The organism is Speluncibacter jeojiensis, assembly GCF_029589495.1.
In the GTDB taxonomy this organism is placed as follows: Bacteria; Actinomycetota; Actinomycetes; order Mycobacteriales; family Mycobacteriaceae; genus Speluncibacter; species Speluncibacter jeojiensis.
Window position 1 is genome coordinate 344,851 of record NZ_JAAIVF010000005.1, and the last position, 24,887, is coordinate 369,737.

Sequence of the window (24,887 nt, forward strand, 5' to 3'; positions counted from 1 at the left end):
CCACACGATCATCGTGATCCGCCGAGCAGGTCGAGCTCGGAGGCTGCGTAGCGGTACCGGCCGTCGGCGTCGGCGGGTCCGACGTCGCGGGCGGTGGCGTGGTCGCCGCACTGCGCCGCGGCGTCCACCAGGCTGGGCACCGAGCCGGTGGTGGTCGTACCGTCGCCGGCAACGGTGACGAAGGTGCTGCTCCGGCCGCTGTTGAACCACAGGGTCGTTGCGCCGGTGACGGGGTCGTTCGCCGCCGCCGTCACCGCGGATTCGTCGATGGGGTACTCGGCGCGGGATGTCGCGGTGAGCGTGGTCACCGCACGCGCGGACACAGTCACCAGCCGGGCCGGCGACGCGAGCACCTGGTTCCCGTGGATGTCGTCGCCTTCGATGCGGCCGACCAGGTCTCCGGCCGCGTCGAACAGGAAGACCAGCGAACGGTTCTGGTCGAACACGTCGCTCCCCTCGAGCCCGTGGGGTCCGAGAGAGACGGCACCCACCGCGTTCGCAGGTAGCGTGTCGAGCGAGGCGCCGGGGTAGTCGCGAGACCCGCAGGAGGCCAGCAGAACCGCCGCAGCCGCGAGTCCGTCACCTCGAATCGTGTTGCGAACGCCAGTCATACTCAGCGCACCCTACGGCAAGTCGACACCGTGGGATTCCGCCCGCATACCGGGCGGAATCCCACGAGATCAGCCGAGCGCGGCGAGGATCTGGCCGAGTACCCGGTTCGGGTCGTGGCGCAGTTGATGCCAACTGAACCGCAACATGTGCCAGCCGGCGTTCACCAGCACGTTCTGGCGCTCGAGGTCGTGGTTGAACCGTTCGACGTCGCGGTGCCACGCCCACCCGTCGACCTCGATCGCCAACCGCGCCCGGGTGAACGCGACATCGATCTCGTAGCCGCAGCTGCGGACGTGCGGCCTCCACCCGGCGATCCCCGCCCGGCGGAGCAGGCGGTGCAGCATCCGTTCGGCCTCGGACGCCCCGCCCTCGCCGGCGGAGCGAAGCAGGGCCGCGGCCGCGGTGGAGCCGCGCCGGCCGAGATTGCGTTCGTGGGCCGCCTGCAGCGCCGCCAGGGTGGTGCGCCGCTGCAGGGCGCGGTCCATCATCACCGACCCGTCCCGCATGTCCACCGCCGCCTCGAGCACGGTCAGCTCGAGCGCGGTGCACGGCAGTGATTTCCGGATGAGCATGTCGGCAGGGTTCAGGTCCCGCCGACGGACCCGTACGCCGTCGCGGGCGCGGACGGTGCGGCGTTCGGGGATGGTCACGTGGCACCGCGTCGGAGGCCTGTCGATCAGGTCGTGCCACCAGGCGGCACTCGGTCCGTATGCGACGGCCTCGGATCCCGCGCCGTACACGGCGGCGCGCAGCCGGACCGCGGCGGTGTGCTGTCGATCCGCGCGCAGATACACCCCGGTCGTCAGGCGCCGCCACTCTCCGGATGCCACGCGGCGACGGACCGCGGACTCGCTCATTCCCGCCTGCAGTGCCTGGCCGAGGGTGATCACGCCATCCTGTCCGGCCATTGTCGCGTGCACTGAGGTCGGGGTCATGCAGGGTTGGACGCGCGTGGTACCGGTCGGTTCCCCGCCGGTGAAATCGTGCGATTCCGCCCGGATACCGGGCGGAATCCCACGGGATCAGGACGTGGCAGCCCGAGGTTCCGATACCGGGACATCCGCGCGGCCAGCCGCGTCGGCTCCGGGACCAGCGACAGGTGCTGCAACTCACGGGCGATCGCGCGGCCGGCGCGGGTCGCGAACGCGACCGGTTCGTCGGAGGCGTCGGGCAGTTCGGGGACGATCGCATCGACGATGCCGGCGCGCAGCAGGTCGGCCGACCGGATGCCCTGCTCCTCGGCGAGCTGCGCGGCGTGGTCGGTATCGCGGTAGACGATCGCGCTGGCGCCCTCCGGGGGGAGCGGTGCCAGCCAGCCGTGCTCGGCCGCGAGCACCCGGTCGGCCGGCATCAGTGCGAGCGCGCCGCCGCCGGTGCCCTGGCCGAGCAGCACCGACACCGTGGGCGTGCGCAGTGTGACGAGCTCGGCCAGGCAGCGGGCGATCTCGTGCGCCAGACCGCCCTCCTCGGCCTCCTTCGACAGCGCGGCGCCGAGCGTGTCGATCACCAGCACCAGCGGGATCCGCAACTGCTCGGCCAGCTTCATGCCGCGCCGGGCCTCGCGCAACGCCCCCGGACCCAGCGGGCTGGTGCGCGTCTGGCCGGCGCGGTCCTGGCCGAGCACCACCGCGGCATGCCCGGAGAACCTCGCCAGGGCAAGCACAAGCGAGCGGTCGGCCTCGCCCTGCCCGGTACCGCTCAGCGGCACCAGATCTGTCGCCGAATGCCGCAGCAGCTGACGGATTCCCGGGCGCTGCGGACGGCGCGACCGCCGGACCGACTCCCACGCGGGCAGGTCCGGCACCTGCACCGGTGCAGGCTCGAAGCCGCGCTGCGCCACCGGTTCCGGGGCGAGCACCCGCAACGCGCGGATGGCCAGCGCCCGCAGGTGCTGGAGCTTCACGACGCCGTCGATGACCCCGTTGTGGTAGAGGTTCTCGGCCGTCTGCACCCCGTCGGGGAACGGCTCGTCGTACAGCGCCTGGTACACGCGCGGGCCCAGGAACCCCACCAGCGCACCGGGTTCGGCGACGGTGACGTGTCCGAGCGAGCCCCACGACGCGAACACGCCGCCGGTGGTGGGGTTGCGCAGGTAGACGAGGTACGGCAGGTGTGAGGCCTTGTGGATCTCGACGGCCGCGGCGATCTTGACCATCTGCAGGAACGCGACCGTGCCCTCCTGCATCCGGGTGCCGCCGGAGGTCGGCGACGCCAGCAGCGGCAGCCGCTCGGCGGTCGCGCGCTCGATCGCCGCGACGATCCGCTCGGCCGCGGCGACCCCGACCGAACCGCCGAGGAAGCCGAACTCACAAGCGATCACGGCGACCCGGCGCCCGCGCACCAGGCCCTCGCCGGTCAGCACCGACTCGTCAGCACCGCTGCGCTCGGCGGCGCGCGCGAGGTCGTCCGCGTAGCGGGGGCCCGGCCGCACGTTCACCGGCGGGCTGTCCCAGGACCGGAAGCTGCCGGGATCGAGTACCTGTCGGCACATCTGCACCGCGGTGATCCGTGTCATCGGGCCTCCCTCACGACCTGGCCAGCGCGTCGCGCCAGGACATCTTGGTTCCGGTCTGCAGGATCGAGCGCCGGTAGATGCGGGCCGCCAGCAGCGACATCGCCAGGCAGGCCACCAGCATCAGTGCGATGGTCCCGACGATCTGGGCGGTTCCGGTCACCCCGGCGGCGATCCGGATCGGCATCAGCACCGTGGAGAACGGGGGAATCCAGCTGAGCGTGTTGCTGAGGTCGCCATCGGGATGTTGTACGCAGGCCTGCGCCACCGCGAACATGGCGATCACCAGCAGCGTCAGCGGCATCGTGGTGGAGTTGAGATCCTCCTGCCGCGACACCATCGACGCGGCCGCGGCATAGAGCACCGCGAAGAACACGAAACCCAACACGTACCAACCGAGCGCGGATCCGAACACCGCGACAGCGGTCCCGCCGATCGTGATCAGCCCGGTCGCCGTCGCAGTGATCACCGCGACAGCGCCTATCAGTGCGAGCTGGGCCAGGCCCACCAGACCGATGCCGATGACCTTGCCCCACAACAACTCCAGTGGCCGGATGGTCGACAGCAGCAGCTCGACCACGCGGTTCGCCTTCTCCTCGACGACGCCCATCGCCACATACATGCCGAACATCAGCAACGTCGCGTAGAGCAGGACGACCGCGGTGTACGCCAGCCCGATCCGCTGACCCTTCTGCGGGTCGGGCGGGGTCAGAGAGGTGACGGTGATTCCGGCGGCGGAGGTGGCGACGGCGAGCTGTGCCGGGTCCACGCCCTGTGCGACAAGCACGTTCGCCAGGGCCTGCTGCTTGACGGCCGCGCCCAGCACGCCCGCGACCTTTTCGTCGAGGCTCGTCTTCGTCAGCACGCGGTAGTGCTCGTGGCCGTCCGGCACCAGCGCGGCGTCGACGGAGCCGGACTGGATGTCGGCCTTCGCCCGGGCCTCGTCGGGCAGGTCGATCGGGTCGATCGGCACCCCCGCCGCCTCGCCGGTGTGGGTCAGCGTTGCCGACAGCGACGATGCCGGCCCGACCAGCCCGACATTCGTGGCGGCGGTGGTGCTCGACCCGGACAGCGCAGAGGCGAGCACCAGCCCGACCACGACCGCCGCGACGATCACGATGTTGCTGATCAGGAAGGCCCTGGTGCGCAGTCGAGCGGTGAACTCGCGGCGGGCGACCAGCACGATGACGTTCATGCGGAGACCACCTCGCGGAACAGTTCGGTCAGGTCCGGCTTGCGCGGGGCGAACCGGTGCACCGGACCTGTGCGCAGCGCCGCGGCAAGCAACTCTTGATCGTCGGCATCCGCGGCGAGCTCGACCGTCGTCTGGCCGTTCGACAGGCCCAGCACCCGGACGCCGGGGACCCGGTCGGCCCAGTCTGCGGGCGCCTGGGGGGCGACGATCTCGATGCGGGTGGTGCCGCGGTCGCGGAGTTCGTCGACGGTGCCCAGTGCGCGGAGCTCGCCGCGGGCGATGATCGCGACCCGGTCGCAGAGCCGCTGGACCAGGTCGAGTTGATGGCTCGAGAACACCACGGGCACACCGGTGGCGGCCTTCTCCGCGAGCACCTCGCTCATCACGTCGACCGCGACCGGGTCCAGGCCGGAGAACGGTTCGTCGAGGATCAACACCGACGGGTCGTGCACGAGCGCCGCGGCGAGCTGCACCCGCTGTTGGTTGCCCAGGCTCAGCGCCTGCACCGGATCGCCGAGACGCTCTGCGACGCCGAGCCGGTGCGCCCAGCGCTGCGCGGCGCCCCGGGCGTCGGATGCCGACAACCCGTGCAGCTGGGCCAGATACGTCAGCTGCGGTCCGACCTTCATCTTCGGGTACAGGCCGCGCTCCTCGGGCATGTAGCCGATGCGCCGGCGCAGCGACAGGTCCACCGGGCTGCCGCCGATGCGGACCTCGCCCGAGTCTGCGGCCAGCACGCCCATGGCGATGCGCATGGCGGTGGTCTTGCCGGCGCCGTTGCTGCCGACGAAACCGAAGATCTCGCCGGGACGCACGTCGAAGGTCAGCTCCCGCAGGGCGACGACGTCGCCGTAGCGTTTGCCGATCCGGTCGAGGCTCAGGGTCGTGTCGAGAAGGGTCCTGCCGTTGGTCACTCCCGGACCGTACCGCCGCCGACCTCCCATCGCCGGGTGCTGTGCACCGCGTCGAGCAGACGACGGTCGTGGCTGACCAGCAGCAGTGTGCCCTCGAAGTCGGCGAGCGCCTGCTCGAGCTGTTCGATCGCGGGCAGGTCCAGGTGGTTCGTCGGCTCGTCGAGGACGAGCAGGTTCACCCCGCGCGCCTGTAGCAGCGCGAGCGCGGCGCGGGTGCGCTCGCCCGGCGACAGCGACGACGCCGGACGCATCACGTGCGGTCCGCGCAGGCCGAACTTCGCCAGCAGTGTGCGCACCTCCGCGTCGGGCCAGTCCGGCACCTGCAGCCCGAACGCCTCGGCCAGTGGCCGGTTGCCGAGGAACAGTCCGCGCGCCTGGTCGACCTCGCCGACCTGCACGCCCGAGCCGAGCGTCGCCGACCCCGAATCCGGTGTGAGCGTGCCCAGCAGCAGCCGCAACAGCGTCGACTTGCCGGCCCCGTTGGCGCCGGTGATCACGATGCGGTCGGCCCAGTTCACCTCGAGGGTCAGCGGTCCGAGGGTGAAGCCCCCGCGCGTGACGACCGCCTGGTTCAGCGTCGCGACCACCGATCCGCTGCGCGGGGCCGCGGCGATCTGCATGCGCAGTTCCCACTCCTTGCGCGGCTCCTCGACGACCTCGAGCCGCTCGATCCGGCGCTGCGTCTGGCGGGCCTTCGCAGCCTGCTTCTCGGTGGACTCGGCGCGGTGTCGTTTGGCGATCTTGTCGTTGTCGGTGGACTTGCGGCGGGCGTTGCGGACGCCGTGCTCGAGCCAGTTCCGTTGCGTCCGTGCGCGTTCCTCGAGCGACGAACGGGTGTCGGCGTACTCCTCGTAGCGCTCGCGGGCGTGCCGGCGGGCGATCTCGCGTTCGGCCAGGTACGACTCGTATCCGCCGTCATACGCGTTGACGCGGCCCTGAGCGAGGTCGAGTTCGACGACGCCGGTCACGGTGCGGGCCAGGAACTCACGGTCGTGGCTGACCACCATCAGCGGCACCGCGGTGGCGGCGACGAAATCCTCCAGCAGCGCCAGGCCGTTCAGGTCGAGGTCGTTGGTCGGCTCGTCGAGCAACAGCACGTCGTACCGCGAGAGCAGCAGCACGGCCAGCGCGACGCGGGCGGCCTGACCGCCCGACAATGCGGTCATCGCGGTGGCCGGATCGAGCGTGAACCCGACCTCGTCGAGCACCTGCGGCACCCGCTCGGTCAGGTCCGCACCGCCGAGGTGCAGCCAGCGCTCCAGCGCGGGCGTGTAGCGGTCCTCACCGGCGCCGCCCTCGCCCTCACCACCACTGGCCAGCGATTCGGCGGCGGCGTCCATCTCCCGCTCGGCGGCGGCCACACCGGTCTGCCGCCCGAGATGCTCGAGCACGGTCTCGCCGACGCGCCGTTCGTGTTCCTGCGCCAGGTGGCCGACGATCGCGTCCGGTGGGCTCAGCGTGACCGCACCGCCTGTGCCGGGTTCTCGTGCGCCGGCGAGCAGGCGCAGCAGCGTGGACTTGCCCGCACCGTTGACGCCTACCAGCCCGATCACGTCGCCCGGGGCGAGCACCAGATCGAGGTCGGCGAACAGGGTGCGCGCGCCGTGACCGGCCGACAGTCCACGGGCATGCAGGGTGGCACTCATGCAGTGAGTATGTCGGCCACCAGCTCGTAGGAGTGCACCCGGTCGGCGTGGTCGTGCATCAGCGAGGACACCATCACCTCGTCGGCGTCGGTCAGCGTCAGCAGTTCGTCGAACTGGGCGCGCACCGACTCCGGGCCGCCCACGATGTACCCGGCCGAGCTCGGCGCCAGCAGTGCGCGCTGCTCGGCGGTCAGCGGGTTGGCGGCGGCCTCCTCCGGACTCGGGAACCGGCCGGGGTTGCCGGACCGCAGCCGGGCCATGGTCAGCCGCAGCGGCGCGGCCAGGTAGTCGGCGCGCTCGTCGGTGTCCGCGGCGATCGCGGTCACGGTGACCATCGCGTAGGGCTCGTCGAGGACATCGGACGGGCGGAAGGTCGAGCGGTACGCCTCCAGCGCGGGCATGGTCTGCGCGGGCGAGAAGTGCCGGGCGAAGGCGAACGGCAGGCCGAGCAGCCCTGCAACCTGCGCGCTGTAGGTGCTCGAGCCGAGCAGCCACACGGCGACCTCCGCGCCCAGGCCGGGCACCGCGGTGATCGCGGCGTAGGGGTGGTCCGCCGGGAAGCCGTCGTCGAAGAAGGCACGCAGGTGCGCCAGCTGCTGCGGGAAGTCCTCTGCCGACAGTGCGTCGGCCTGCCGGCGCAGTGCGTGCGCGGTGACCTGATCGGTGCCGGGGGCGCGGCCGATGCCCAGGTCGATCCGGCCGGGGAACAGCGCGTCGAGCGTGCCGAACTGCTCGGCCACGACCAGCGGCGCGTGGTTGGGCAGCATCACTCCGCCGGAGCCGACCCTCAGCGTGGAGGTGGCCGCGGCGACCTGGCCGATCATGACCGACGGTGCGGAACTGGCGATGCCGGGCATCGAGTGGTGCTCGGCCAGCCAGAAGCGGTGGTATCCCAGTTCCTCGACGCGGCGCGCCAGGTCGAGGGTGTTGCGCAGGGCTTGGCCGACCGACGAGCCGGTGGTGACGGGGGACAGGTCGAGGACCGAGACGGGAATGCTCACAGTCCCACCAACAACTTAGCGGCGCTCACCATTCCCGTGGCTCAGACGACAGGCGCCGGCTGCCCGAGGTGCGTGAGCAGCTCGCGCACCGCCACCCGGCCGGCGCGGTTGGCGCCGATCGTGCTGGCCGTGGGGCCGTAGCCGAGCAGGTGGATGCGCGGGTCCGCGGCGACCTCGGTGGCGAGCCGGCCGGTCATCGTGATGCCGCCCCCGGGGCCACGCAGCTGCAGCGGCGCCAGGTGGTCGAGCGCGGAGCGGAAACCGGTGGCCCACAGGATCACATCGGCCTCCAGTGCGGTTCCGGCGGCCGGCCCGCCGGGCAGCTGCCGGTCCCACACGACCCCGTCCTCGGTGATCCGTGAGAACATCGGCAGCCGGCGCAGCACGCCGCGGGCGCGGGCCGCACGGACTCGGTCGGTGACCGGCAGCCCGGTCACCGAGACCACCGACTCGGCGGGCAGTCCGTGGCGCACCCGGTCCTCGACCCGCGCCACCGCGGCCCGGCCGTCGTCGGCGGAGAACGGCTGCTCGTGGAACTCGGGTTCACGCCGCGTCACCCAGGTCGTCGAGGCCACGCGGGAGATCTCGTCGAGCAGTTGTACGGCGGAGATCCCGCCGCCGACCACGACGACGCGCTTGCCGGCGAACTCGTCGGCGCGCACGTAGTCCCGGGTGTGCAACTGGCGGCCGCGGAACAGCCCGATACCGGGGTAGTACGGCACGAACGGGCGCTCCCAGGTGCCGGTCGCGTTGATCAGCCCGCGCGTCAGATATGTGCCGGAGTCGGTCTCCACCCGTAGGAGCTCGCCGTCGCCGCGGACCGCGCGCACGCTCACCGGCCGACGCACCCGCAGCCCGAAGCGCCGCTCGTACTCGGCGAAGTAAGCCGGCACGACCACCGCAGCCGGCACCTCGTCGCGATCGGTGCGCAGCGGCAGACCCGGCAGGTCGTGCACCCGGTTGGCCGTCCGCAGGGTCAGCGACGGCCACCGGAACTGCCACGCCCCACCGGGGCCGGGCGCGTGGTCGACGATGGTGAGATCGGATTCGGGGGCCAGCCCGGCGCGGGTGAGGAAGTACCCGGCGGACAGGCCCGCCTGGCCCGCCCCGATCACCACGATCTCCCGCTCGGCCACGTTCGCCGACTCGGTCACGGATTTCATCGCGCACCTCCGGCTGACACAACCCCGATGACGCCCGTCGTGTTCCGCCGGATGGGACGCCGGTGCGCGGTAAGTTCTCTGACACTGTGATCGGTCACAGAGCGAAAGGATCCGCATGATCGGCATCACTCGCGCCGGCGAGGTCGTCACGCTGGAGTTGCGTCGTCACGACAAGCGCAACGCACTCGACACCGACATGTGCACGCGGCTGCGCGACGCCGTGGAGCAGGCGGTCGTCGACGATGCCCGGGCCGTCGTGATCACCGGGGAGGGCAGCAGCTTCTGTGCGGGCGCGGACCTGTCCGGCGAGGTCTATGCGGCGCAGTTCCCGGATGCACTTCTCGCGATGCTGCGTTCGATCGACTCCGCCCCGGTCCCGGTGATCGCCGCGGTCAACGGTCCCGCGATCGGAGCGGGCTGTCAGCTCGCGCTCGCCTGCGACCTACGGGTGGTCGGCGACTACGGGCGGTTCGCCATCCCGGTCGCCAAACTCGGTCTGGCGGTGGATAACTGGACGGTCAAGCGGCTGGTCTCGCTGGCCGGTGGCGGGCCTGCGCGCTCGGTGCTGCTCGGCGCGGAGAGCATCGGCGCGGAACGGGCGTTCGAGGTCGGGCTGGCCAATCGCATCGGCGACCTCGCGGCCGCACAGGAATGGGCGCACACGATCGCCGGGCTGGCGCCGCTGACGCTGCGCCACCTCAAACTCGTGCTCAACGACGACGGCACCCTCGCCCCGCCGAACGATCTGCAGCAGGCGGCGTTCGTCGCCGCGTGGTCCAGCCAGGACAAGCTCGAAGCCCGCGCCGCCCGCGCGGAGAAGCGCGCACCCAGGTTCGAGGGCCGGTGAGGATGCGAACGGTGGAGATTCGTGCGGTGAAGAGTCGAACAGTGGCTGCGGCGGCCGGACTGGTGGCGCTCGGCGCCGTCCTCGCCCGCGAGGCGTGGCGCATCCCCGCGCACATGGGCGCCGGTCGGGCGGAGATCCGGCCGTACGCGGCGTCGTCGCCGCATTACCGGCGCGGTGCCTTCCACAATCTCGAACCGTCCGAGGCGGTCGCGCCGGGGGAGCAGCGCTCGGTGATGGTCGAGATGCTGCGGCGCGGGCGGGTGGGCACTCCGTCGGGGCCGGTGCCGGTCCGGCGGCCGGACCATCCCGCGCAGGCGGGCGCGCTCGCGGCCACCTGGTACGGGCACGCGACCGTGCTGCTGGAGATCGACGGGCTGCGTGTGCTCACCGATCCGGTGTTCTGCGACCGGGTGTCGCCGTCCGCACTGATCGGGCCGAGGCGCCTGCACCCGGTCCCCGAACCGGCGGCACAGCTGCCGGAGCTCGACCTCATCGTGATCTCACACGACCACTACGACCATCTGGACAAGCACGCGGTCCGGCAGCTGCTCGCCACCCAGCGGGCGCCGTTCGCGGTGCCGACGGGGGTCTCCGCCCACCTGCGCCGGTGGGGGGTACCCGCGGAGCGGATCGTCGAGTGCGACTGGGGCGAGTCGGCGACCGTCGGGGAACTGACGGTCAACTGCACCCCGGCCCGGCACTTCTCCGGCCGCGGCCTGGTGCGCAACACCACCCAGTGGTGCTCGTGGGTGATCGCCGGGCCCCGGCACCGGGTGTTCTTCGCCGGCGACACCGGGATCACCGGCGCCTTCGAGGAGGTGGGCCGCGACCACGGCCCCTTCGACCTGACGCTGATGCCGATCGGCGCGTACGCGCGGCAGTGGCCGGACATCCACCTGGATCCGGAGGAGGCGGTGCAGATGCACACCGACCTGGGGAAGGGCGATCCGGCGCACGCTCCGCTGCTGGCGATCCACTGGGGCACCTTCAATCTGGCGATGCATTCCTGGGCCGAGCCGGTTCAGCGACTGCTGTGGGCGGCCGACGCGGCCGGCACGGAGACGGTCGTGCCGCGGCCCGGTCAGCGGGTGGATCTCGAGTCCTCGCCCTCCGTCGAGGACTGGTGGAGCCCGCTAGCCTGACGCCCGTACTGCCACTCGAATACGCTCGGGGAATGGCTCTCGACCTCGATGGTGACCGCGCGGACGATGCGCAGGCCGACATCCGCCCGGCGCAGGTGTCGGTGCGGACCGGACTGACCGCCGAGCAGGTGGCCGAGCGGGTCGCCGCCGGGCAGACCAACGACGTGCCCGAGCGCGGGTCGAGGTCCGTGCGCGACATCGTGCGCGCCAATGTCTTCACCCGGATCAACGCGATCCTCGCAGTGCTGCTGGTCATCGTGCTCGCCACCGGATCGCCGATCGACGGCATGTTCGGGCTGATCATCATCGCCAACAGCGGGATCGGCATCATCCAGGAGTTGCGGGCCAAGCGCACCCTCGACAAGCTGACCATCGTCGGCCAGGCGCGGCCGGTGGTCCGGCGCGACGGAGCCTCGGGTGACCTGTCGCCGCACGACGTCGTCCTCGACGACATCATCGAACTCGGCTCCGGTGACCAGATCGTCGTCGACGGCGTGATCGAGGAGGCCGAGGCGCTCGAGGTCGACGAGTCGCTGCTCACCGGCGAATCGGATCCGGTCGTGAAGCGGCCCGGCGACAAGGTGCTCTCGGGCTCCTTCGTGGCCGCCGGCGGCGGCGCCTACCGGGCGACCAAGGTGGGCAAGGACGCGTACGCCGCCAAGCTCGCCGACGAGGCCAGCAAGTTCTCGCTGGTCAACTCGGAACTGCGCACCGGCATCGACAAGATCCTCAAACTCGTCACCTATCTGCTGATCCCCGCCGGGCTGCTGACGATCTACAACCAGTTGTTCTCCAGCCGAGAGGGCCTGTTCGACTCGTTGCGCGGCATGGTCGCCGCGCTGGTCCCGATGGTCCCCGAGGGTCTCGTGCTGATGACGTCGATCGCCTTCGCGGTCGGCGTCGTCCGGTTGGGCCGGCGCAACTGCCTGGTGCAGGAACTGCCGGCGATCGAGGGCCTGGCACGCGTCGATGTCGTGTGCGCCGACAAGACCGGCACGCTCACCGAGAACGGGATGCGCCTGGCCGACCTGCGGGTCGTCGGCGACCGGCCTCAGGCGCAGATCGAGCAGGCGCTCGCGGCGCTCGCCGCGGACGATCCGCGACCGAACGCGAGCATGCAGGCCGTCGCGGAGGCATACCCGCAGGCTCCCGGCTGGAGGGCGACCGCGGTCGCGCCGTTCTCGTCGGCGAAGAAGTGGAGCGGGATCTCCTACGGCGACAACGGGAACTGGGTGCTCGGTGCGCCCGACGTGCTGCTGGACCCGGACAACGACACCGCGCGTGAGGCCGAGCGGATCGGGGCGAAGGGCCTGCGGGTGCTGCTGGTGGCGAGCAGCGACCGGACGGTCGACGACGCCGCCGCGCCGAGCACGGTGACCGCGCAGGCGCTGGTCGTGCTCGAGCAGCGGGTGCGGCCCGACGCACGCGAGACCCTCGAGTTCTTCGACGACCAGGACGTGCAGGTCAAGGTGATCTCCGGCGACAACGCCATCTCGGTCGGCGCCGTCGCCGAGTCGCTCGGACTCGCCGGCGGCAAGGACGCGGTCGACGCGCGCACGCTGCCCGAGGACACCGCGGGACTCGCAGACACCCTCGAGCACTCCCGCATCTTCGGTCGGGTGCGGCCCGACCAGAAGCGCGCGATGGTCGCCGCGTTGCAGTCGCGCGGGCACACGGTCGCGATGACCGGGGACGGCGTCAACGACGTGCTGGCGCTCAAGGACGCCGACATCGGCGTGGCCATGGGCGCGGGCAGCCCGGCCACCCGCGCGGTCGCGCAGATCGTGTTGCTGGACAACAAGTTCGCGACCCTGCCCTATGTGGTCGGGGAGGGCCGGCGGGTCATCGGCAACATCGAGCGGGTCTCGAACCTGTTCCTGACCAAGACCGTCTACTCGGTGCTGCTGGCGCTCCTCGTCGGCGTCACCGGCGTGCTGTCCAAGCCGTTCGGCTTCGACCCCATCTCGTATCCGTTCCTGCCGCGACACGTGACCATCGCGGCCTGGTTCACCATCGGCGTGCCGGCGTTCATCCTGTCGCTGGCGCCGAACAACGAGCGGGCCCGCACAGGCTTCGTCGCGCGGGTGCTGCGCCTGGCGATCCCCTCGGGCATCGTCGTCGGCGTGGCGACGTTCGTCTGCTATCTGCTCGTGTACCAGGGCCAGGACGCCGACCACACGACCAAGGTGCAGGTGTCGACCAGTGCACTGATCACGCTGATCACGGTGGCGTTGTGGGTGCTCGCGGTGGTCGCGCGGCCCTATGTCTGGTGGAAGCTGATCCTGATCGTCGCGTCCGCGGTCGCCTACGTGGGGCTGTTCCTGATCCCGTTCACCCGGGACTTCTTCCAGCTCGACCCGACCAACTGGGCCTGGACGTCGATCGCGTTCGTGTGCGGGGCGATCGGCGCCGTCTGCATCGAGGCGGTGTGGTGGATCGGCCGGGCGGTGACCAAGGACGGGCGCACGGTGTTCAAGCGGGGCTGGCGCGCCCACGACGGGGCACCGGCCTGAGACCGGGAACGCACTGTGACACTGAACTGACACCGGATACGCGCGGGACCGACCCGCGCTCGACGATCGGAGCCGATGTGGGCGTGATGGACTCGTTCAAGGATCTGGCCGGCAAGGCGAAGGAGGCGCTCGCCGAGCACCCCGAGCAGGTGGGTCAGGTCGTCGACAAGGCCGGTGACCTGTTCGACGAGAAGACCGGCGGCAAGTTCGCCGACAAGGTCGACTCGGCGCAGGACGCGGTGAAGAAGGCACTCAAGCAGGAGGGGTGAGGGGCGTGCTCCCACGATCCGGCTACCGGGTGGAGTTGCTGTACGACGCGGACTGCGGCTTCTGCATGCGCGCGCTCGCGGTCCTGCGCCGGATCGACCGTCACGGCCGGGTGAGCGCCCGCGCGCTGCAGGAACCCGGCGCGTGTGAGTACTTCGGCGTCGACGAGCAGCAGGCGCTGGCGGCGGCCTGGGCGCGCGAACCGGACGGTCGCCGCCACCGCGGCGCGGGCGCGCTCAATGCGGCGCTGTCCGCGGCGGTCGGCACGCGGCTTCCGCTGTGGGTGTACCGGCTGCCCGGGATCCGCGCGGCCCAGGACGCCGGCTACCGCTGGGTCGCCGACAACCGGCATCGGCTGCCCGGCGGGTCGGCCGCGTGCTCGGCGCGCTGACACCCGGCGGCGACGGAACTTACTCGACGGTAAGGTGTCGGTCATGGCGAAGCTGAAGGTGTCCGAGGTCGTGTCGCTCAGCCCGCAGGCCGCGTGGGAGCGCGCCGCGGATCTGAGCCGGTTCGACGAGTGGCTGCAGATCCACGACGGCTGGCGCTGCGAGCTGCCGACCGAACTGCACGAGGGTCTGCAGCTGACCTCGGTGGTCTCGGTCAAGGGCATGCGCAACCGCATCGACTGGACGATGACCGAGTACGCGCCGATCGACCACATCAAACTCAAGGGGCACGGCAAGGGCGGCACGAAGGTCGACCTCGTGCTCTCGATCGCGCCGAAGGGTGACCATGCCACGTTCACGCTCGAGGTCGACTTTTCCGGGCCGATGTTGTTCGGTCTGGTCGGGTCGGGCGTGGCCCGCGCGCTCAAGGGCGACGTGCAGCGCTCCCTTGAGGCGTTCTCGGCGCTGTCGGACTAGCAACCGGCCGGGAACTGTTCAGTAGCAGAACCGCTCGACGATCGCCGAGGTGGAGCGGTCGGGTACCTGCGGCACCGTCCAGACCTCGGCGCCCAGGTGTTCGGCGGCGCGACGTTTGGGTTCGGTGAACGGGTCACCCTCGGTGAACACCAGCGCGTGCGGCGCCAGCGGGCGCAGCAGTTCGAGGTAGTGCTGCCAGCCGGTGGCATCCGCGCCGCCGGTGATGACGAACGTGCCGTCGACGCAACGGAGTTCGCCGAGCACCTCGGCGCGGTCGGTCGCGGGGTTCAGCGGCCGGGTCTCACCCTTCCATGCGCGCACCCGCTGGTCGCCCTCCACACCGACGGCCAGCGGGTGGCCGCGCCGGTGCGCCTCGCGCAGCAGCCGCAGATGGCCGACGTGCAGCAGGTCGAACACCCCGGTGGCCACGACCGGCCGGATCGGGTGCGGTTGCGCGGTGTGCCAGTGCAGAGTCAGGGTGCCCACCTCGTCGATTGTTCCCCGCCGGTGCGCCTCCGCGCAGCAGGTCCGGCGCGTATCGTCCACCGGGTGAGCCACACCGTGGTAGCGAAAGAGGCCGTGACCGAGGCGTTGTCCGAGCAGTGGTCCGCGATCGAGGGACTGCTCGGCGGGTTGACCGACGCCCAGTGGAGGGCAGCGACCGCGCTGCCGGGCTGGACCGTGCACGACGTGGTCGCGCACCTGATCGGCACCGAGTCGATGCTCACCGGGCAGCAGCCGCCGCAGCCGGATGTACAGACGCAGGCGCGTCTGGCCGAGGCGACCCACGTGCGCAACGAGATCGGGGCGCTCAACGAGAGGTGGGTCGAGAGCATGCGGGCGCTCCCGCCCGCCGAACTCGTCGACCGGTACCGGACGGTCACCGCGCAGCGGCGGGCCGCCCTCGAGGCGATGACCCAGGCCGACTTCGACGATCAGACGGTGACGCCGGTCGGGCCGGAGTCGTACGGACGGTTCATGCGGATCCGTGTCTACGACTGCTGGATGCACGAACTCGACCTCCGCGACGCCGTCGGCCTGCCGGGTCCCGACGGCGGGCCGCGCGCGGCACTGGCGTGGGAGGAGATCGTCGGTGCGCTCGGCTTCTTGGTCGGCAAGCGCGCGCACGCGCCGGAGGGGTCGCGCATCACGATCGAGACGGTCGGTCCGCTGCCGCGCAGCCTGCACGTCGCGGTGGACGGGCGGGCGGCTGTCGTCGAGCACCTGGACGGTCCCCCCGACGTGACGATCGTGCTCGACGCGTGGCTGTTCGCGCGGCTCACCGGCGGGCGTACGGACGGTCCGGCGCACCGGGACGACGTCGAGATCCTCGGCGACCACCAGCTCGGGTGGGCGGTCGTCGACAACCTGCGGTTCGCGATCTGACGGCTCGCCGCGGGTGCGCGTCTTGCCGGGATGCGGTGTCCCGGGCACCGTCCGGCCCGCCCTATAGTGCCGTTCATGACCGATACCGCTGCCGCCGCGCCGGGCCTCGAGGTCGCCACCGCCGAGGGACGCGTCCGCGGCCGGGTGCACGGCGACCTCCTGAGCTGGCGCGGCATCCCCTACGCGACCCCGCCGGTCGGTGCGCTGCGGCTGCGGGCCCCCCAGCCGATGACCCCGTGGACCGGGGTCCGCGGGGCGCTGGACTGGGGCTTCGCCGCCCCGCAGCCGCCCTACGGTGCGGTCATCGGCCCGGGCAGGCGGCAGCCGATCGGCGAGGACTGCCTGACACTGAACGTGCTGGCCCCACGTCGCCCGTCCGACTCGCTCCGGCCGGTCATGGTCTTCATCCACGGCGGCGGATACCTGCTGGGCACCTCCGCGCTCAGCGTCTACGGCGGACAGAAGCTGGTCGAACGCGGCGACGTCGTGTACGTCTCGCTCAACTATCGGCTGGGCCCGCTGGGGTACCTGGACCTGACCGACTTCGCCACGCCGGACCGTCCGATCGACAGCAACCTCGGGCTGCGCGATCAGGTGGCGGCGCTCGAATGGGTGCAGCGCAACATCGAGGCCTTCGGCGGCGATCCCCGCAACGTCACGGTGTTCGGCGAGTCGGCCGGCGGCAACGCCGTGACCACGCTGTTCGCCACCCCGGCCGCGGAGGGCCTCTTCGCGCGCGGAATCGCGCAGAGTTCCGATGCGGGAGTGGCCTACGGGCGGGAGCGGTCGGCGCAGTGGGGCCGCGAGTTCGTCGCCTGCCTCGGCGCCGACCCGTCCGATGCGGCGGCGGCCCTGGACCGGGCGAGCCTGCGCGAGATCGGCCGGGCGGCCGGGAAGTTCATGAAGGACAGTCTGATTGCCGCGCCCGGCACGCTCGCGTACGCACCGGTGGTCGACGACGACTACCTGCCGAAGCATCCGGTCGACGCGATGGCAGACGGCAGCGCGCATGCGGTGCCGCTGATGATCGGGACCAACAGCCGTGAGGGCGCGCTGTTCACCAGGTTCCTCACAGACGGCCTGCCGCTGAGTGAATCGTCGATCGCCACGATGTTCTCGCTGACCGAACCGGCCGCGCTGGCGCGGGTGACGTCCGCCTACCGCGACTACCCGCGCCGCCGGGCCGCGGTGGATCTGGGCGGCGACGCGTTGTTCTGGAAGCCGTCGACCGACTGCGCCTCCGGGCATTCGCGGTTCGCGCCGACGTACAGCTACCGGTACGACTTCACCACGCCGTCGTTGACGGCCATCGGCTTCGGCGCGACCCATGCGATGGAGCTGATTCCCGTGTTCGGCTTGGCGGACACCGGGATGGGCAGGTCGATGACCCCGCTCGGCGGCCGGAAGGCGTTGCGGGCGCTCAGCGAGCGGATGCAGGCGCACTGGCTGTCGTTCGCCCGCGGCGGGGAGCCGCTGTCCTCGTGGCCGGCCTACGACGAACAACACCGCAAGACGATGATCTTCGATGCGACCGACCGCGTGGAGTGCGACCCGCGCGGCGAACGCCGGCGCGCCTGGGAGGGGTACCTCGGCTACCGCTGAGCCGGGGCGCCTCGGCCGGTTCACCCCGTTCGGGTGACGCGCGCGCCCGCGCGGCCACCGGACACTGGCCGGGGCCGGACCGAGGAGGGCGCGTGAGCGGAATAATCGTCGTGTTGATCGGGGCACTGCTGTGCTTCTACGGCATCCGGTCGCTGCACCTCGCGGTGCTCGCGTTGGGATTCGGGCTCGGCTGGTTCGTGGCCGACCTGTTCAACCCGTCGCTGTCGGTGCTGTTCCTGTTCGGCCTCATCGGGGCGGTCGCCTCGTGGGTGGTCACCACGTTGGTCTTCAAGTTCTCGGCCTATCTCGTCGGAGGGTTGGCCGGCGCACTGGTGGGCGCGCGCACCGCCGACGTCGTCCAGACCGGTGACAAGGACTGGGCGCTGAGCGCGATCGTCATCATCGCAGTGGCCGTCGCGGCGGCCTTCCTCGCCGACAAGTACCGGGAACGGGCGCTGTTGTGGCTGACATCGATCGGCGGCGCGAGCATGATCCTCAACGGGCTGGGCCGGACCACCGACGTGCTCGACTTCCTGCGGCACCCGGAGCCGGGGTGGAAGCAGTTGGTGGCGACAGTCGCCTGGGTGGCCCTGAGCGTGGCGGGGTGGATGATCCAACGCCACCTCTTCGCCGAAAAGCTCGGGATCAAGGTGCAGGTGGTCGGCAAGAAGAAGGCCGCCGACAGCGCCGGGTGAGCCCGGAGCCCGGCGCCGGGTTGGGCCCGGTCGCTCTAGACCCGCCCGGGCCGCCAACCGGCCATACCCAGCATGATCATCCGTAGCTGACGTTCGGCGCGGTCGACGACGAGTTGTTCCTCGTGGCCGCCGCGGCGGCCGACGTCGAGCAGCGCCCCGACCGTCGACAGCATGGTCGAGACGATCAGGTCGGCCGCCGTATCGAGGTCGTCGGCCTGCCAGTCGGCGAGCGCGGGCATCCGCGACAGGTCGACGGTCAATTCGCTGACGAGCAGCCGCAGTTCGGTGGCGATCGCCCGGCGGACCTCCGCGACGCCGCCGTGGCGCTCGCGGTTCAGGAAGCGGAACTGAGCCTCGTGGGCGTGCACCTGACGCACCAGGATGTCCAGGGAGGCCTTCGCGCTGCGTGCGCCGGGTTCGCGGCGTGCGTCGCGCAGCATCCGGCGCAACATGCGCATCGACTCCTCGACCAGCGCGACGCCGAGGTCGTCCATCGAGGCGAAGTGCCGGTAGAAGGCGGTCGGCACGATCCCCGCGCCCCGCGCGACCTCCCGGATCGAGATGCTGTCGAAGCTCCGATCGGGCAGGAGCCCGAGGGCGACGTCGAGCAGCGACTGCCGGGTGCGTTCCTTGCGTTCGGCCCGGCTGCCGGTCGCGCTCTGCTCCGCCTGCTCGCTCACGGCGTCGAGTCTATGGGTGCGGTCGCTGTCTCCGTAGGCGGTGTCTGTAATGCGGCTCACATCCTCATCTCGTTGACATCTGACCGTGTCCTGCTGTCACACTATTGAGTGTACGACTGTCCACTGAATGCACGATTGAGTGCGGGCGAGGAGGGGTCATGGCTCTGGTCACGGAGCGGGCAGCCACGCGAGGCTGGCTGCAAAGATCGGCATTGTCACTGATGGAAGCGATGGTGACGCCGCATCGGCTCGATCGCTACCTCGAACTCGTCTACCCGATGTGGACCGCGACTGACCTACGCGCGGAAATCACAGCTGTACACCGGTCTACTCCGGGCTCGATCACTCTGACGCTGCGCCCCACCCGGCAGTGGACGGGTTTCGCGGCCGGCCAGTTCGTCCGGATCGGGGTCGTGATCGACGGCGTCCGGCACACCCGCTGCTATTCGCCGGTGTGCTCGCAGTACCGCGACGACGGCCGCATCGAACTGACCGTCAAGGCGCATCCGGACGGCCTGGTCTCGCAGTACCTGAACCGCCGGGCGCATCCCGGGATGGTGGTCGACCTGGCGCAGGCGTCGGGCACCTTCCGGCTGCCGGACTCCCGACCGGCGCAGATCCTGCTCATCAGCGGGGGCAGCGGCATCACCCCCGTGCTGTCGATGCTGCGCACCCTCGACGAGGAGGGGTACACCGGCGACCTCACCTTCCTGCACTACACCGACGCCGAGGCCGACGTCGTCGACCTCGTCCAGTTGCGGCAACTGGCGGCGGCCCACCCGAACCTCACGGTCGCGATCGGGTGCACCGCGGACGGCGCCCGCGGTGACCTCGAGGGCTTCTTCGGCGTCGCGCACCTCGAAGCGGTCGCGCCCTGGTTCCGGTCGGCGCAGACGTTCCTGTGCGGCCCGCCGCCGCTGATGCGTTCGGTGGCCGGCGTCTACGACGAGTTGGGGCTCGCCGACCGGCTGCACACCGAGGACTTCGCGCCCGCGCCGAGCGCGCCGGACGCGGACGCCACCGGCCGGGTCTCGTTCACCGCCAGCGACGTCACCGCGGACAACAGCGGTGCGACGCTGCTCGAGCAGGCCGAGGCCGCCGGCCTGCGCCCCGAGTACGGCTGCCGGATGGGAATCTGCTTCTCCTGCACCGCCGTCAAGACGTCGGGCTGCACCCGCAACATCCGGACCGGCGACACCGATGCAGACCCGGGCCGGCCCATCCAGCTGTGCATCAACGTCCCCGTCGGTGACGTCGACATCGACATCTGACCGGACGCCCCGGCCCGCCCTCTGCCCTCGGCAACTCGAAACCTCACGCGAACGGAGATCCCCATGTTCGGTCTCACCCCTTCCTGGCTCCCCTTCCTCGGCGACACCGCCGCCCCGAAGGAACCGACGGTGCTCACCTACGAGCAGGTCGAGGAACTCGGCCGCGAACTCGACGACCTGCGCGCCCGCACGGTCGCCCGTCTCGGTGACGAGGACCGTGAATACATCTATCGGATCATCAAGGCGCAGCGCGGCTTCGAGGTCGCCGGGCGGGCGCTGATGTACGTGCCTTTCCTGCCGCCGGTGTGGCTGGCCGGGGTCGGCGCGCTGAGCGTGTCGAAGATCCTCGACAACATGGAGATCGGCCACAACGTCATGCACGGCCAGTACGACTGGATGCGCGAGCAGGGGCTGAACTCGCGGGTGTTCGAGTGGGACACGGTCTGCCCGGCGGACCAGTGGAAGCATTCGCACAACTACATGCACCACACCTACACGAACATCATCGACATGGACCGGGACATCGGTTACGGCATCCTGCGTATGGACGAGGGGCAGCGCTGGCGCCCCTATTACCTGGGCAACCCCGTGTACGCGTTCCTGCTGATGGTCTTCTTCGAATGGGGCGTGATGCTGCACGACCTCGAGGCCGACAACATCGTCAAGGGCAAGCGCAAGTGGTCCGACCTCAAGCCGCTGCTCAAGGGGCAGGTGCGCAAGTCCGGCCGCCAGGTGCTCAAGGACTACATCGTCTTCCCGGTGCTCAGCGGCCCGTTCTTCCTGACCACGTTGATCGGCAACGCGAGCGCGAACATCGTGCGCAACCTGTGGGCGTACTCGATCATCTTCTGCGGGCACTTCCCGTCGGGTGTGCAGACGTTCACCGTCGAGGAGACGCGCGAGGAGACCCGCGGCCAGTGGTATCTGCGGCAGATGATCGGTTCGGCGAACATTTCCGGCAGCCCGCTGTTCCACATCATGTCCGGCAACCTGTCCCACCAGATCGAGCACCACCTGTTCCCGGACCTGCCGGCGCACCGCTACCCGGAGATGGCGCCGCAGGTCGAGGCGCTCTGTTACAAGTACGGACTGCCGTACAACACGGGCGGGTTCTTCAAGCAGATCGGCTCGGTGTGGGGCAAGATATTCCGGCTCGCGGTGCCGCCGTTCATGGTGAAATCGCAGGCCACGCCCGGTGTTATCGTGGAACGCCGTCCCGCCGCCGCCTGAAAGGTACCCCGCCATGGTGAGCAAGTTCGAGCGCAACAAGGACACGGTGCAGGAGCTGACCGAGTCCGCGGCCACCCACGTGGGCAGGATCGCGATGATCATCACCGGGTGCGTGCGGGACGTGACCCGTGAGATCGGGGACCTGATCACCGACGGTTTCGAGATGCGCGAGGCGTCCCGGCGGGCACGCACCGACGAGGCTCGCCGCCGCTCCGACGACTTGCCCGAAGACGAGGACTGATCGGCTGCTCGACCCTCAGCGCACGCCGCACGGTCGGAACTGCACGCTGACGCGGGTCCCGGTGGGGCGCAAGGTCTTCGGGATGCAGTGCTCCCAGGTGCGTTGGCACGACCCGCCCATGACCAGTAGGTCGCCGTGGCCGGCCGCGAAACGCATCGACGGCCCGCCGCCGCGGGGGCGTAGCAGCAACGGCCGGTCCGCCCCGAGGGAGAGGATCGCGACCATCGTGTCCTCGGTGCGGCCTCGGCCGATGGTGTCGCCGTGCCAGGCGACGCTGTCGGAACCGTCTCGGTAGCAACACAATCCGGCGGTGGTGAACGGCTCGCGGAGCTCGTCGCGGTAATGGTCGTCGAGTGCCGCGCGGGCGGCAGCGAGCAGCGGGTCGGGTAGTGCGGCGCCCTGCTCGTAGAAGCTGACCAGGCGCGGGACCGCGACCACGCGGTCGTACATCTGCCGGCGCTCGGCCCGCCACGGGACCACTGCCAGCAGCGTGTGCAGCAGTTCGTCCGACCCTGTCAGCCAGCCGGGCCGCACCTCCACCCAGGCGCCGTCGGTCAGTTCGGTGCGATGCACGTGGCCGCCGAGCGGCTCGAACTGCGGCCCGTCGGCGGCGACGTCGAACAGTCCGGGCTGGTCGAACAGGCCGGACTGTTCGAGTGCCTTCGTGGTCATGACACCAGGGTACCCCAGGGCTCGAACAGATGTACGAGATCAAGGCTGGGTGGGGTCCGGCGGCTAGGGTCGCGCTGTGACCGGTGCACTCGACGACCTGCTCATCGCGGACTTCGGCCGCGTGCTGGCCGGTCCTTACGCGACCATGCTGCTCGCCGATCTCGGTGCCGAGGTGATCAAGATCGAACGCCCCGGCTCCGGCGACGACACCCGCACCTGGGGACCGCCGTGGGCCGGCGATCAGGCCACCTACTTCCAGGCGGTCAACCGCAACAAGCGCTCGCGGGCCTGGGACCTGCGCGATCCGGCCGACCTCGCGCGCGCCCGGGAACTGGTGGCGCGTGCGGACGTGGTGGTCGAGAACTTCCTGCCGGGCACGATGGACCGGCTCGGGCTGGGCTACGACCGGGTGCGCGCGGCCAATCCCGGTGTCGTGTACTGCTCGATCACCGGGTTCGGCCGCGACCAGCAGTTGCCGGGCTACGACCTGCTGGTCCAGGCCGTCGGCGGGTTGATGTCGATCACCGGGCCGGACCCGGCCACCCCGACCAAGGTCGGCGTCGCGGTCGTCGACGTCATCACCGGCCTGCACGCGGCCGTCGGCATATTGGCCGCGCTGCGGCACCGTGACCGCACGGGCTCAGGGCAGCGGGTCGAGGTCAACCTGCTGTCCTCGCTGCTGTCGGCGCTGGTCAACCAGTCATCGGGGTACGTGTCGGCCGGCGTCGTGCCCCGCGCGATGGGCAATCGGCACCCGAGCATCACCCCGTACGAGATCTTCCCGACCGCCGACCGGCCGCTGGTGCTGGCGGTCGGCAACGACGGCCAATTTCGCAAACTGGCGCAGGCGCTCGGGCTCGCGGAACTGGGCGTCGACGAGCGTTTCGCCACCAACGCGGCCCGCGTCGCGCATCGCGAGGAGTTGTGCGCGGTACTCGAGTCGACCCTCGCGGCGCGGCCGGCCGACGAGTGGTTCGAGGCGTTGACCGCGGCCGCGGTGCCGTGCGGCCCGCTCAACGATCTGGCCGACGCGTTCGCGCTGGCGCAGCGGCTCGGGCTGGACCCGATCGTGGAGATCCCGGTTGAAGCCGGCGGGCGAACGGCCCGTCAGGTGGCGAACCCGATCCGGCTCAGCGAGACGCCCGCCCGCTACCGGACCCCGCCGCCGACGTTGGATGAGGGGTAGCGGCGCGCGATCGACTCCTGTTGCGTGGCGCCCGCGCGTGGTAGACCCGAAGGGAAGGAAACGCGTGGGGAAGTAGAACTGGTGTCCGGCCACAGGCTTCGGGGTGGGGACCGTCGTGTCGCGGTGGTTCACGCATCGGCCTGGGCGGGACTGGTCGTCGGCTGTTACGCGTTGGCCGAACAGGGGGAGCGGTGGGGCGTCCCCGCCCCGCAGTTGGTGGGGTCGCTGGTGGTCGGTGCGGTGCTGGCGGTCGGCGGCGTGGTCCACGGTGTGTTCCCGCATCGGGCGTGGCTGCCCGCGCAGGCGCTCGTCGGTGTGCTCATGGGCAGCTATCTGTCCTCGGCCGCGCTGGCATCGGTTGCGCCGACCGCACTTCCGCTGAGCGCCGCGACGTTGCTGACGATCGCCATCTGTGTGGGGATCGCGGCTCTTCTGGCGAGGTCGCCGCGGGTGAGCCTGGCCGCGGCGACCCTCGGGCTGGCGCCCGGCGGATCGGCGGCGATCATCTCGCTGGCGACCGATCAGGGGACCGACAGCCGTCTGGTGGCGTTCTCGCAGTACCTGAGGGTCGGCCTGGTCGCGTTGTCGGCACCGCTCGTCGTCGCGGTGATCGGCGGCGGTGGCAACGGGATTCCCGCCGCCGAGCTGGGCAGGCGCAGCGCCGGCGGGTTGGGCCGGATCGCTTCGGGACCGTGGATGCCGGTCCTGCTGGCCGCGATCTGCGTGGTCGGCGCGGTGGCCGGGCGGCGGCTGCGGTTGCCGTCGGCGGTGCTGCTGGGGCCGCTGCTGCTGGCGATGGCGGTCACGCTGGCCGGTGTGCACGGATTCGCGCCGGCCGGTGCGCTGCGCGACGTGGCGCTGGTGGTCATCGGCCTCGAGGTCGGGCTGCGGTTCACCCGCGCCACGATCGGTCACCTGGGTCGGCTGCTGCCGGAGGTGCTGGCCTGCATCTGCGCGGTGTGCGTGCTGTGCGCCGGCATCGCGTGGGCGCTGGGCCGGCTGATCGGCATCCCGTTCGTCGACGCGTATCTGGCGACCACGCCGGGCGGCATCAACGCGGTGCTGGCGACCGCCGCATCCACCGGTACGGACGTGCCGCTGGTGTCGACCGTGCAGAGTCTGCGACTCGTGGTGGTGGTCCTGGCGGTCCCGCTGCTGCTGCGGTGGCTCGCGCATCGGCAGTCGATGCGCGAGTCCCGCCGGGCAGCTGTCGAACCGGCGCCGGTCGAGGACGCCGCCTGATCGG

The 24,887-nt window shown here is 71.0% G+C and carries 25 protein-coding genes; 14 read left to right on the top strand and 11 right to left on the bottom strand.

Features of this window, described 5'->3' with window-relative positions:
- Positions 1-8: 8 nt before the first annotated feature.
- The 8 genes from G4X40_RS16790 to G4X40_RS16825 form a co-directional block, all read right to left on the bottom strand.
- On the bottom strand, positions 9-611 hold the full coding sequence (locus G4X40_RS16790) for a hypothetical protein (protein WP_277834088.1): 603 nt from the start codon (positions 609-611) through the stop codon (positions 9-11).
- A 69-nt stretch (positions 612-680) separates the two neighbouring features.
- A complete protein-coding gene (locus G4X40_RS16795) occupies positions 681-1,547 on the bottom strand; it encodes a type IV toxin-antitoxin system AbiEi family antitoxin domain-containing protein (RefSeq protein ID WP_277834090.1) in 867 nt (288 codons plus the stop codon).
- A complete protein-coding gene (locus G4X40_RS16800) occupies positions 1,544-3,127 on the bottom strand; it encodes an acetyl-coenzyme A carboxylase carboxyl transferase subunits beta/alpha (protein ID WP_277834092.1) in 1,584 nt (527 codons plus the stop codon). The genes G4X40_RS16795 and G4X40_RS16800 overlap by 4 nt, the downstream gene beginning before the upstream one ends.
- Before the next feature lie 10 nt (positions 3,128-3,137).
- The gene (locus G4X40_RS16805; protein ID WP_277834093.1) at positions 3,138-4,319 is read right to left on the bottom strand and encodes an ABC transporter permease; all 1,182 of its coding nucleotides are present in this window, start codon (positions 4,317-4,319) and stop codon (positions 3,138-3,140) included.
- A complete protein-coding gene (locus G4X40_RS16810; protein WP_277834094.1) occupies positions 4,316-5,233 on the bottom strand; it encodes an ABC transporter ATP-binding protein in 918 nt (305 codons plus the stop codon). Before G4X40_RS16810 ends, G4X40_RS16805 begins: the two co-directional genes overlap by 4 nt.
- Entirely contained in the window at positions 5,230-6,879 is a 1,650-nt protein-coding gene (locus G4X40_RS16815; protein ID WP_277834095.1) for an ABC-F family ATP-binding cassette domain-containing protein, read from the bottom strand. The genes G4X40_RS16810 and G4X40_RS16815 overlap by 4 nt, the downstream gene beginning before the upstream one ends.
- On the bottom strand, positions 6,876-7,880 hold the full coding sequence (locus tag G4X40_RS16820; RefSeq protein WP_277834097.1) for an LLM class flavin-dependent oxidoreductase: 1,005 nt from the start codon (positions 7,878-7,880) through the stop codon (positions 6,876-6,878). Before G4X40_RS16820 ends, G4X40_RS16815 begins: the two co-directional genes overlap by 4 nt.
- Before the next feature lie 41 nt (positions 7,881-7,921).
- A complete protein-coding gene (locus G4X40_RS16825; RefSeq protein ID WP_277834098.1) occupies positions 7,922-9,043 on the bottom strand; it encodes an NAD(P)-binding domain-containing protein in 1,122 nt (373 codons plus the stop codon).
- A 115-nt stretch (positions 9,044-9,158) separates the two neighbouring features.
- Between G4X40_RS16825 and G4X40_RS16830 the strand changes: the two genes are divergently transcribed.
- The 6 genes from G4X40_RS16830 to G4X40_RS16855 all read left to right on the top strand — a co-directional run bounded on the left by G4X40_RS16830 (position 9,159) and on the right by G4X40_RS16855 (position 14,678).
- Positions 9,159-9,890: an enoyl-CoA hydratase gene (locus G4X40_RS16830; RefSeq protein ID WP_277834100.1), complete on the top strand. Its 732-nt coding sequence runs from the start codon at positions 9,159-9,161 to the stop codon at positions 9,888-9,890.
- A gap of 26 nt (positions 9,891-9,916) precedes the next feature.
- Positions 9,917-11,032 carry an MBL fold metallo-hydrolase gene (locus tag G4X40_RS16835; RefSeq protein WP_408642228.1) on the top strand — a complete coding sequence of 372 codons (1,116 nt, stop codon included), beginning with the start codon at positions 9,917-9,919 and terminating at the stop codon, positions 11,030-11,032.
- Positions 11,033-11,064: 32 nt separating this feature from the next.
- A complete protein-coding gene (locus G4X40_RS16840) occupies positions 11,065-13,545 on the top strand; it encodes an HAD-IC family P-type ATPase (protein ID WP_277834102.1) in 2,481 nt (826 codons plus the stop codon).
- A gap of 86 nt (positions 13,546-13,631) precedes the next feature.
- On the top strand, positions 13,632-13,814 hold the full coding sequence (locus tag G4X40_RS16845) for an antitoxin (protein ID WP_277834104.1): 183 nt from the start codon (positions 13,632-13,634) through the stop codon (positions 13,812-13,814).
- A gap of 5 nt (positions 13,815-13,819) precedes the next feature.
- A complete protein-coding gene (locus G4X40_RS16850) occupies positions 13,820-14,203 on the top strand; it encodes a thiol-disulfide oxidoreductase DCC family protein (RefSeq protein ID WP_277834106.1) in 384 nt (127 codons plus the stop codon).
- Between the two features lie 43 nt (positions 14,204-14,246).
- The gene (locus tag G4X40_RS16855; RefSeq protein WP_277834108.1) at positions 14,247-14,678 is read left to right on the top strand and encodes a type II toxin-antitoxin system Rv0910 family toxin; all 432 of its coding nucleotides are present in this window, start codon (positions 14,247-14,249) and stop codon (positions 14,676-14,678) included.
- 18 nt (positions 14,679-14,696) lie between these two features.
- On the opposite strand, the gene G4X40_RS16860 is transcribed toward G4X40_RS16855, so the two are convergent.
- Positions 14,697-15,164, bottom strand: a complete 468-nt coding sequence (locus G4X40_RS16860) for an adenylyltransferase/cytidyltransferase family protein (RefSeq protein WP_277834110.1) — start codon at positions 15,162-15,164, stop codon at positions 14,697-14,699.
- Positions 15,165-15,227: 63 nt separating this feature from the next.
- On the opposite strand from G4X40_RS16860, the gene G4X40_RS16865 reads away from it, so the two are divergent.
- From G4X40_RS16865 to G4X40_RS16875, 3 genes are all read left to right on the top strand, one after another.
- Positions 15,228-16,064, top strand: a complete 837-nt coding sequence (locus G4X40_RS16865; protein ID WP_277834111.1) for a maleylpyruvate isomerase family mycothiol-dependent enzyme — start codon at positions 15,228-15,230, stop codon at positions 16,062-16,064.
- A gap of 75 nt (positions 16,065-16,139) precedes the next feature.
- Positions 16,140-17,666, top strand: coding sequence for a carboxylesterase/lipase family protein (locus tag G4X40_RS16870; protein ID WP_277834113.1), 1,527 nt, complete (start codon positions 16,140-16,142; stop codon positions 17,664-17,666).
- A 92-nt stretch (positions 17,667-17,758) separates the two neighbouring features.
- Positions 17,759-18,361 carry a DUF4203 domain-containing protein gene (locus G4X40_RS16875; protein WP_277834114.1) on the top strand — a complete coding sequence of 201 codons (603 nt, stop codon included), beginning with the start codon at positions 17,759-17,761 and terminating at the stop codon, positions 18,359-18,361.
- 35 nt (positions 18,362-18,396) lie between these two features.
- Here the strand turns inward: G4X40_RS16875 and G4X40_RS16880 are convergent, their stop codons facing one another.
- Entirely contained in the window at positions 18,397-19,041 is a 645-nt protein-coding gene (locus G4X40_RS16880) for a TetR family transcriptional regulator (RefSeq protein ID WP_277834116.1), read from the bottom strand.
- 158 nt (positions 19,042-19,199) lie between these two features.
- Here G4X40_RS16880 and G4X40_RS16885 point away from each other — a divergent pair, with 158 nt between their 5' ends.
- The 3 genes from G4X40_RS16885 (at position 19,200) to G4X40_RS16895 (ending at position 21,783) form a co-directional block, all read left to right on the top strand.
- Positions 19,200-20,312, top strand: a complete 1,113-nt coding sequence (locus G4X40_RS16885; RefSeq protein ID WP_277834117.1) for a ferredoxin reductase — start codon at positions 19,200-19,202, stop codon at positions 20,310-20,312.
- Between the two features lie 63 nt (positions 20,313-20,375).
- Entirely contained in the window at positions 20,376-21,542 is a 1,167-nt protein-coding gene (locus G4X40_RS16890) for a fatty acid desaturase family protein (RefSeq protein ID WP_277834119.1), read from the top strand.
- 13 nt (positions 21,543-21,555) lie between these two features.
- Positions 21,556-21,783 carry a hypothetical protein gene (locus G4X40_RS16895; protein WP_277834121.1) on the top strand — a complete coding sequence of 76 codons (228 nt, stop codon included), beginning with the start codon at positions 21,556-21,558 and terminating at the stop codon, positions 21,781-21,783.
- A 15-nt stretch (positions 21,784-21,798) separates the two neighbouring features.
- On the opposite strand, the gene G4X40_RS16900 is transcribed toward G4X40_RS16895, so the two are convergent.
- Positions 21,799-22,455, bottom strand: a complete 657-nt coding sequence (locus tag G4X40_RS16900; RefSeq protein ID WP_277834123.1) for an alpha-ketoglutarate-dependent dioxygenase AlkB — start codon at positions 22,453-22,455, stop codon at positions 21,799-21,801.
- A 76-nt stretch (positions 22,456-22,531) separates the two neighbouring features.
- On the opposite strand from G4X40_RS16900, the gene G4X40_RS16905 reads away from it, so the two are divergent.
- Positions 22,532-23,641, top strand: coding sequence for a CaiB/BaiF CoA transferase family protein (locus G4X40_RS16905; RefSeq protein ID WP_277834125.1), 1,110 nt, complete (start codon positions 22,532-22,534; stop codon positions 23,639-23,641).
- Positions 23,642-23,764: 123 nt separating this feature from the next.
- Entirely contained in the window at positions 23,765-24,883 is a 1,119-nt protein-coding gene (locus G4X40_RS16910) for an AbrB family transcriptional regulator (RefSeq protein ID WP_277834127.1), read from the top strand.
- Positions 24,884-24,887: the final 4 nt, after the last annotated feature.

What these genes read in the sequence shown, in the direction of transcription:
- G4X40_RS16830 (WP_277834100.1), top strand. Translation starts at nt 9,159, where the DNA reads ATGATCGGCATCACTCGCGCCGGCGAGGTCGTCACGCTGGAGTTGCGT.
- G4X40_RS16805 (WP_277834093.1), bottom strand. Translation starts at nt 4,319, where the DNA reads ATGAACGTCATCGTGCTGGTCGCCCGCCGCGAGTTCACCGCTCGACTG.
- G4X40_RS16795 (WP_277834090.1), bottom strand. Translation starts at nt 1,547, where the DNA reads ATGACCCCGACCTCAGTGCACGCGACAATGGCCGGACAGGATGGCGTG.
- G4X40_RS16790 (WP_277834088.1), bottom strand. Translation starts at nt 611, where the DNA reads ATGACTGGCGTTCGCAACACGATTCGAGGTGACGGACTCGCGGCTGCG.
- G4X40_RS16890 (WP_277834119.1), top strand. Translation starts at nt 20,376, where the DNA reads ATGTTCGGTCTCACCCCTTCCTGGCTCCCCTTCCTCGGCGACACCGCC.
- G4X40_RS16885 (WP_277834117.1), top strand. Translation starts at nt 19,200, where the DNA reads ATGGCTCTGGTCACGGAGCGGGCAGCCACGCGAGGCTGGCTGCAAAGA.
- G4X40_RS16845 (WP_277834104.1), top strand. Translation starts at nt 13,632, where the DNA reads ATGGACTCGTTCAAGGATCTGGCCGGCAAGGCGAAGGAGGCGCTCGCC.
- G4X40_RS16855 (WP_277834108.1), top strand. Translation starts at nt 14,247, where the DNA reads ATGGCGAAGCTGAAGGTGTCCGAGGTCGTGTCGCTCAGCCCGCAGGCC.
- G4X40_RS16825 (WP_277834098.1), bottom strand. Translation starts at nt 9,043, where the DNA reads ATGAAATCCGTGACCGAGTCGGCGAACGTGGCCGAGCGGGAGATCGTG.
- G4X40_RS16800 (WP_277834092.1), bottom strand. Translation starts at nt 3,127, where the DNA reads ATGACACGGATCACCGCGGTGCAGATGTGCCGACAGGTACTCGATCCC.
- G4X40_RS16900 (WP_277834123.1), bottom strand. Translation starts at nt 22,455, where the DNA reads ATGACCACGAAGGCACTCGAACAGTCCGGCCTGTTCGACCAGCCCGGA.
- G4X40_RS16815 (WP_277834095.1), bottom strand. Translation starts at nt 6,879, where the DNA reads ATGAGTGCCACCCTGCATGCCCGTGGACTGTCGGCCGGTCACGGCGCG.
- G4X40_RS16895 (WP_277834121.1), top strand. Translation starts at nt 21,556, where the DNA reads ATGGTGAGCAAGTTCGAGCGCAACAAGGACACGGTGCAGGAGCTGACC.
- G4X40_RS16840 (WP_277834102.1), top strand. Translation starts at nt 11,065, where the DNA reads ATGGCTCTCGACCTCGATGGTGACCGCGCGGACGATGCGCAGGCCGAC.
- G4X40_RS16870 (WP_277834113.1), top strand. Translation starts at nt 16,140, where the DNA reads ATGACCGATACCGCTGCCGCCGCGCCGGGCCTCGAGGTCGCCACCGCC.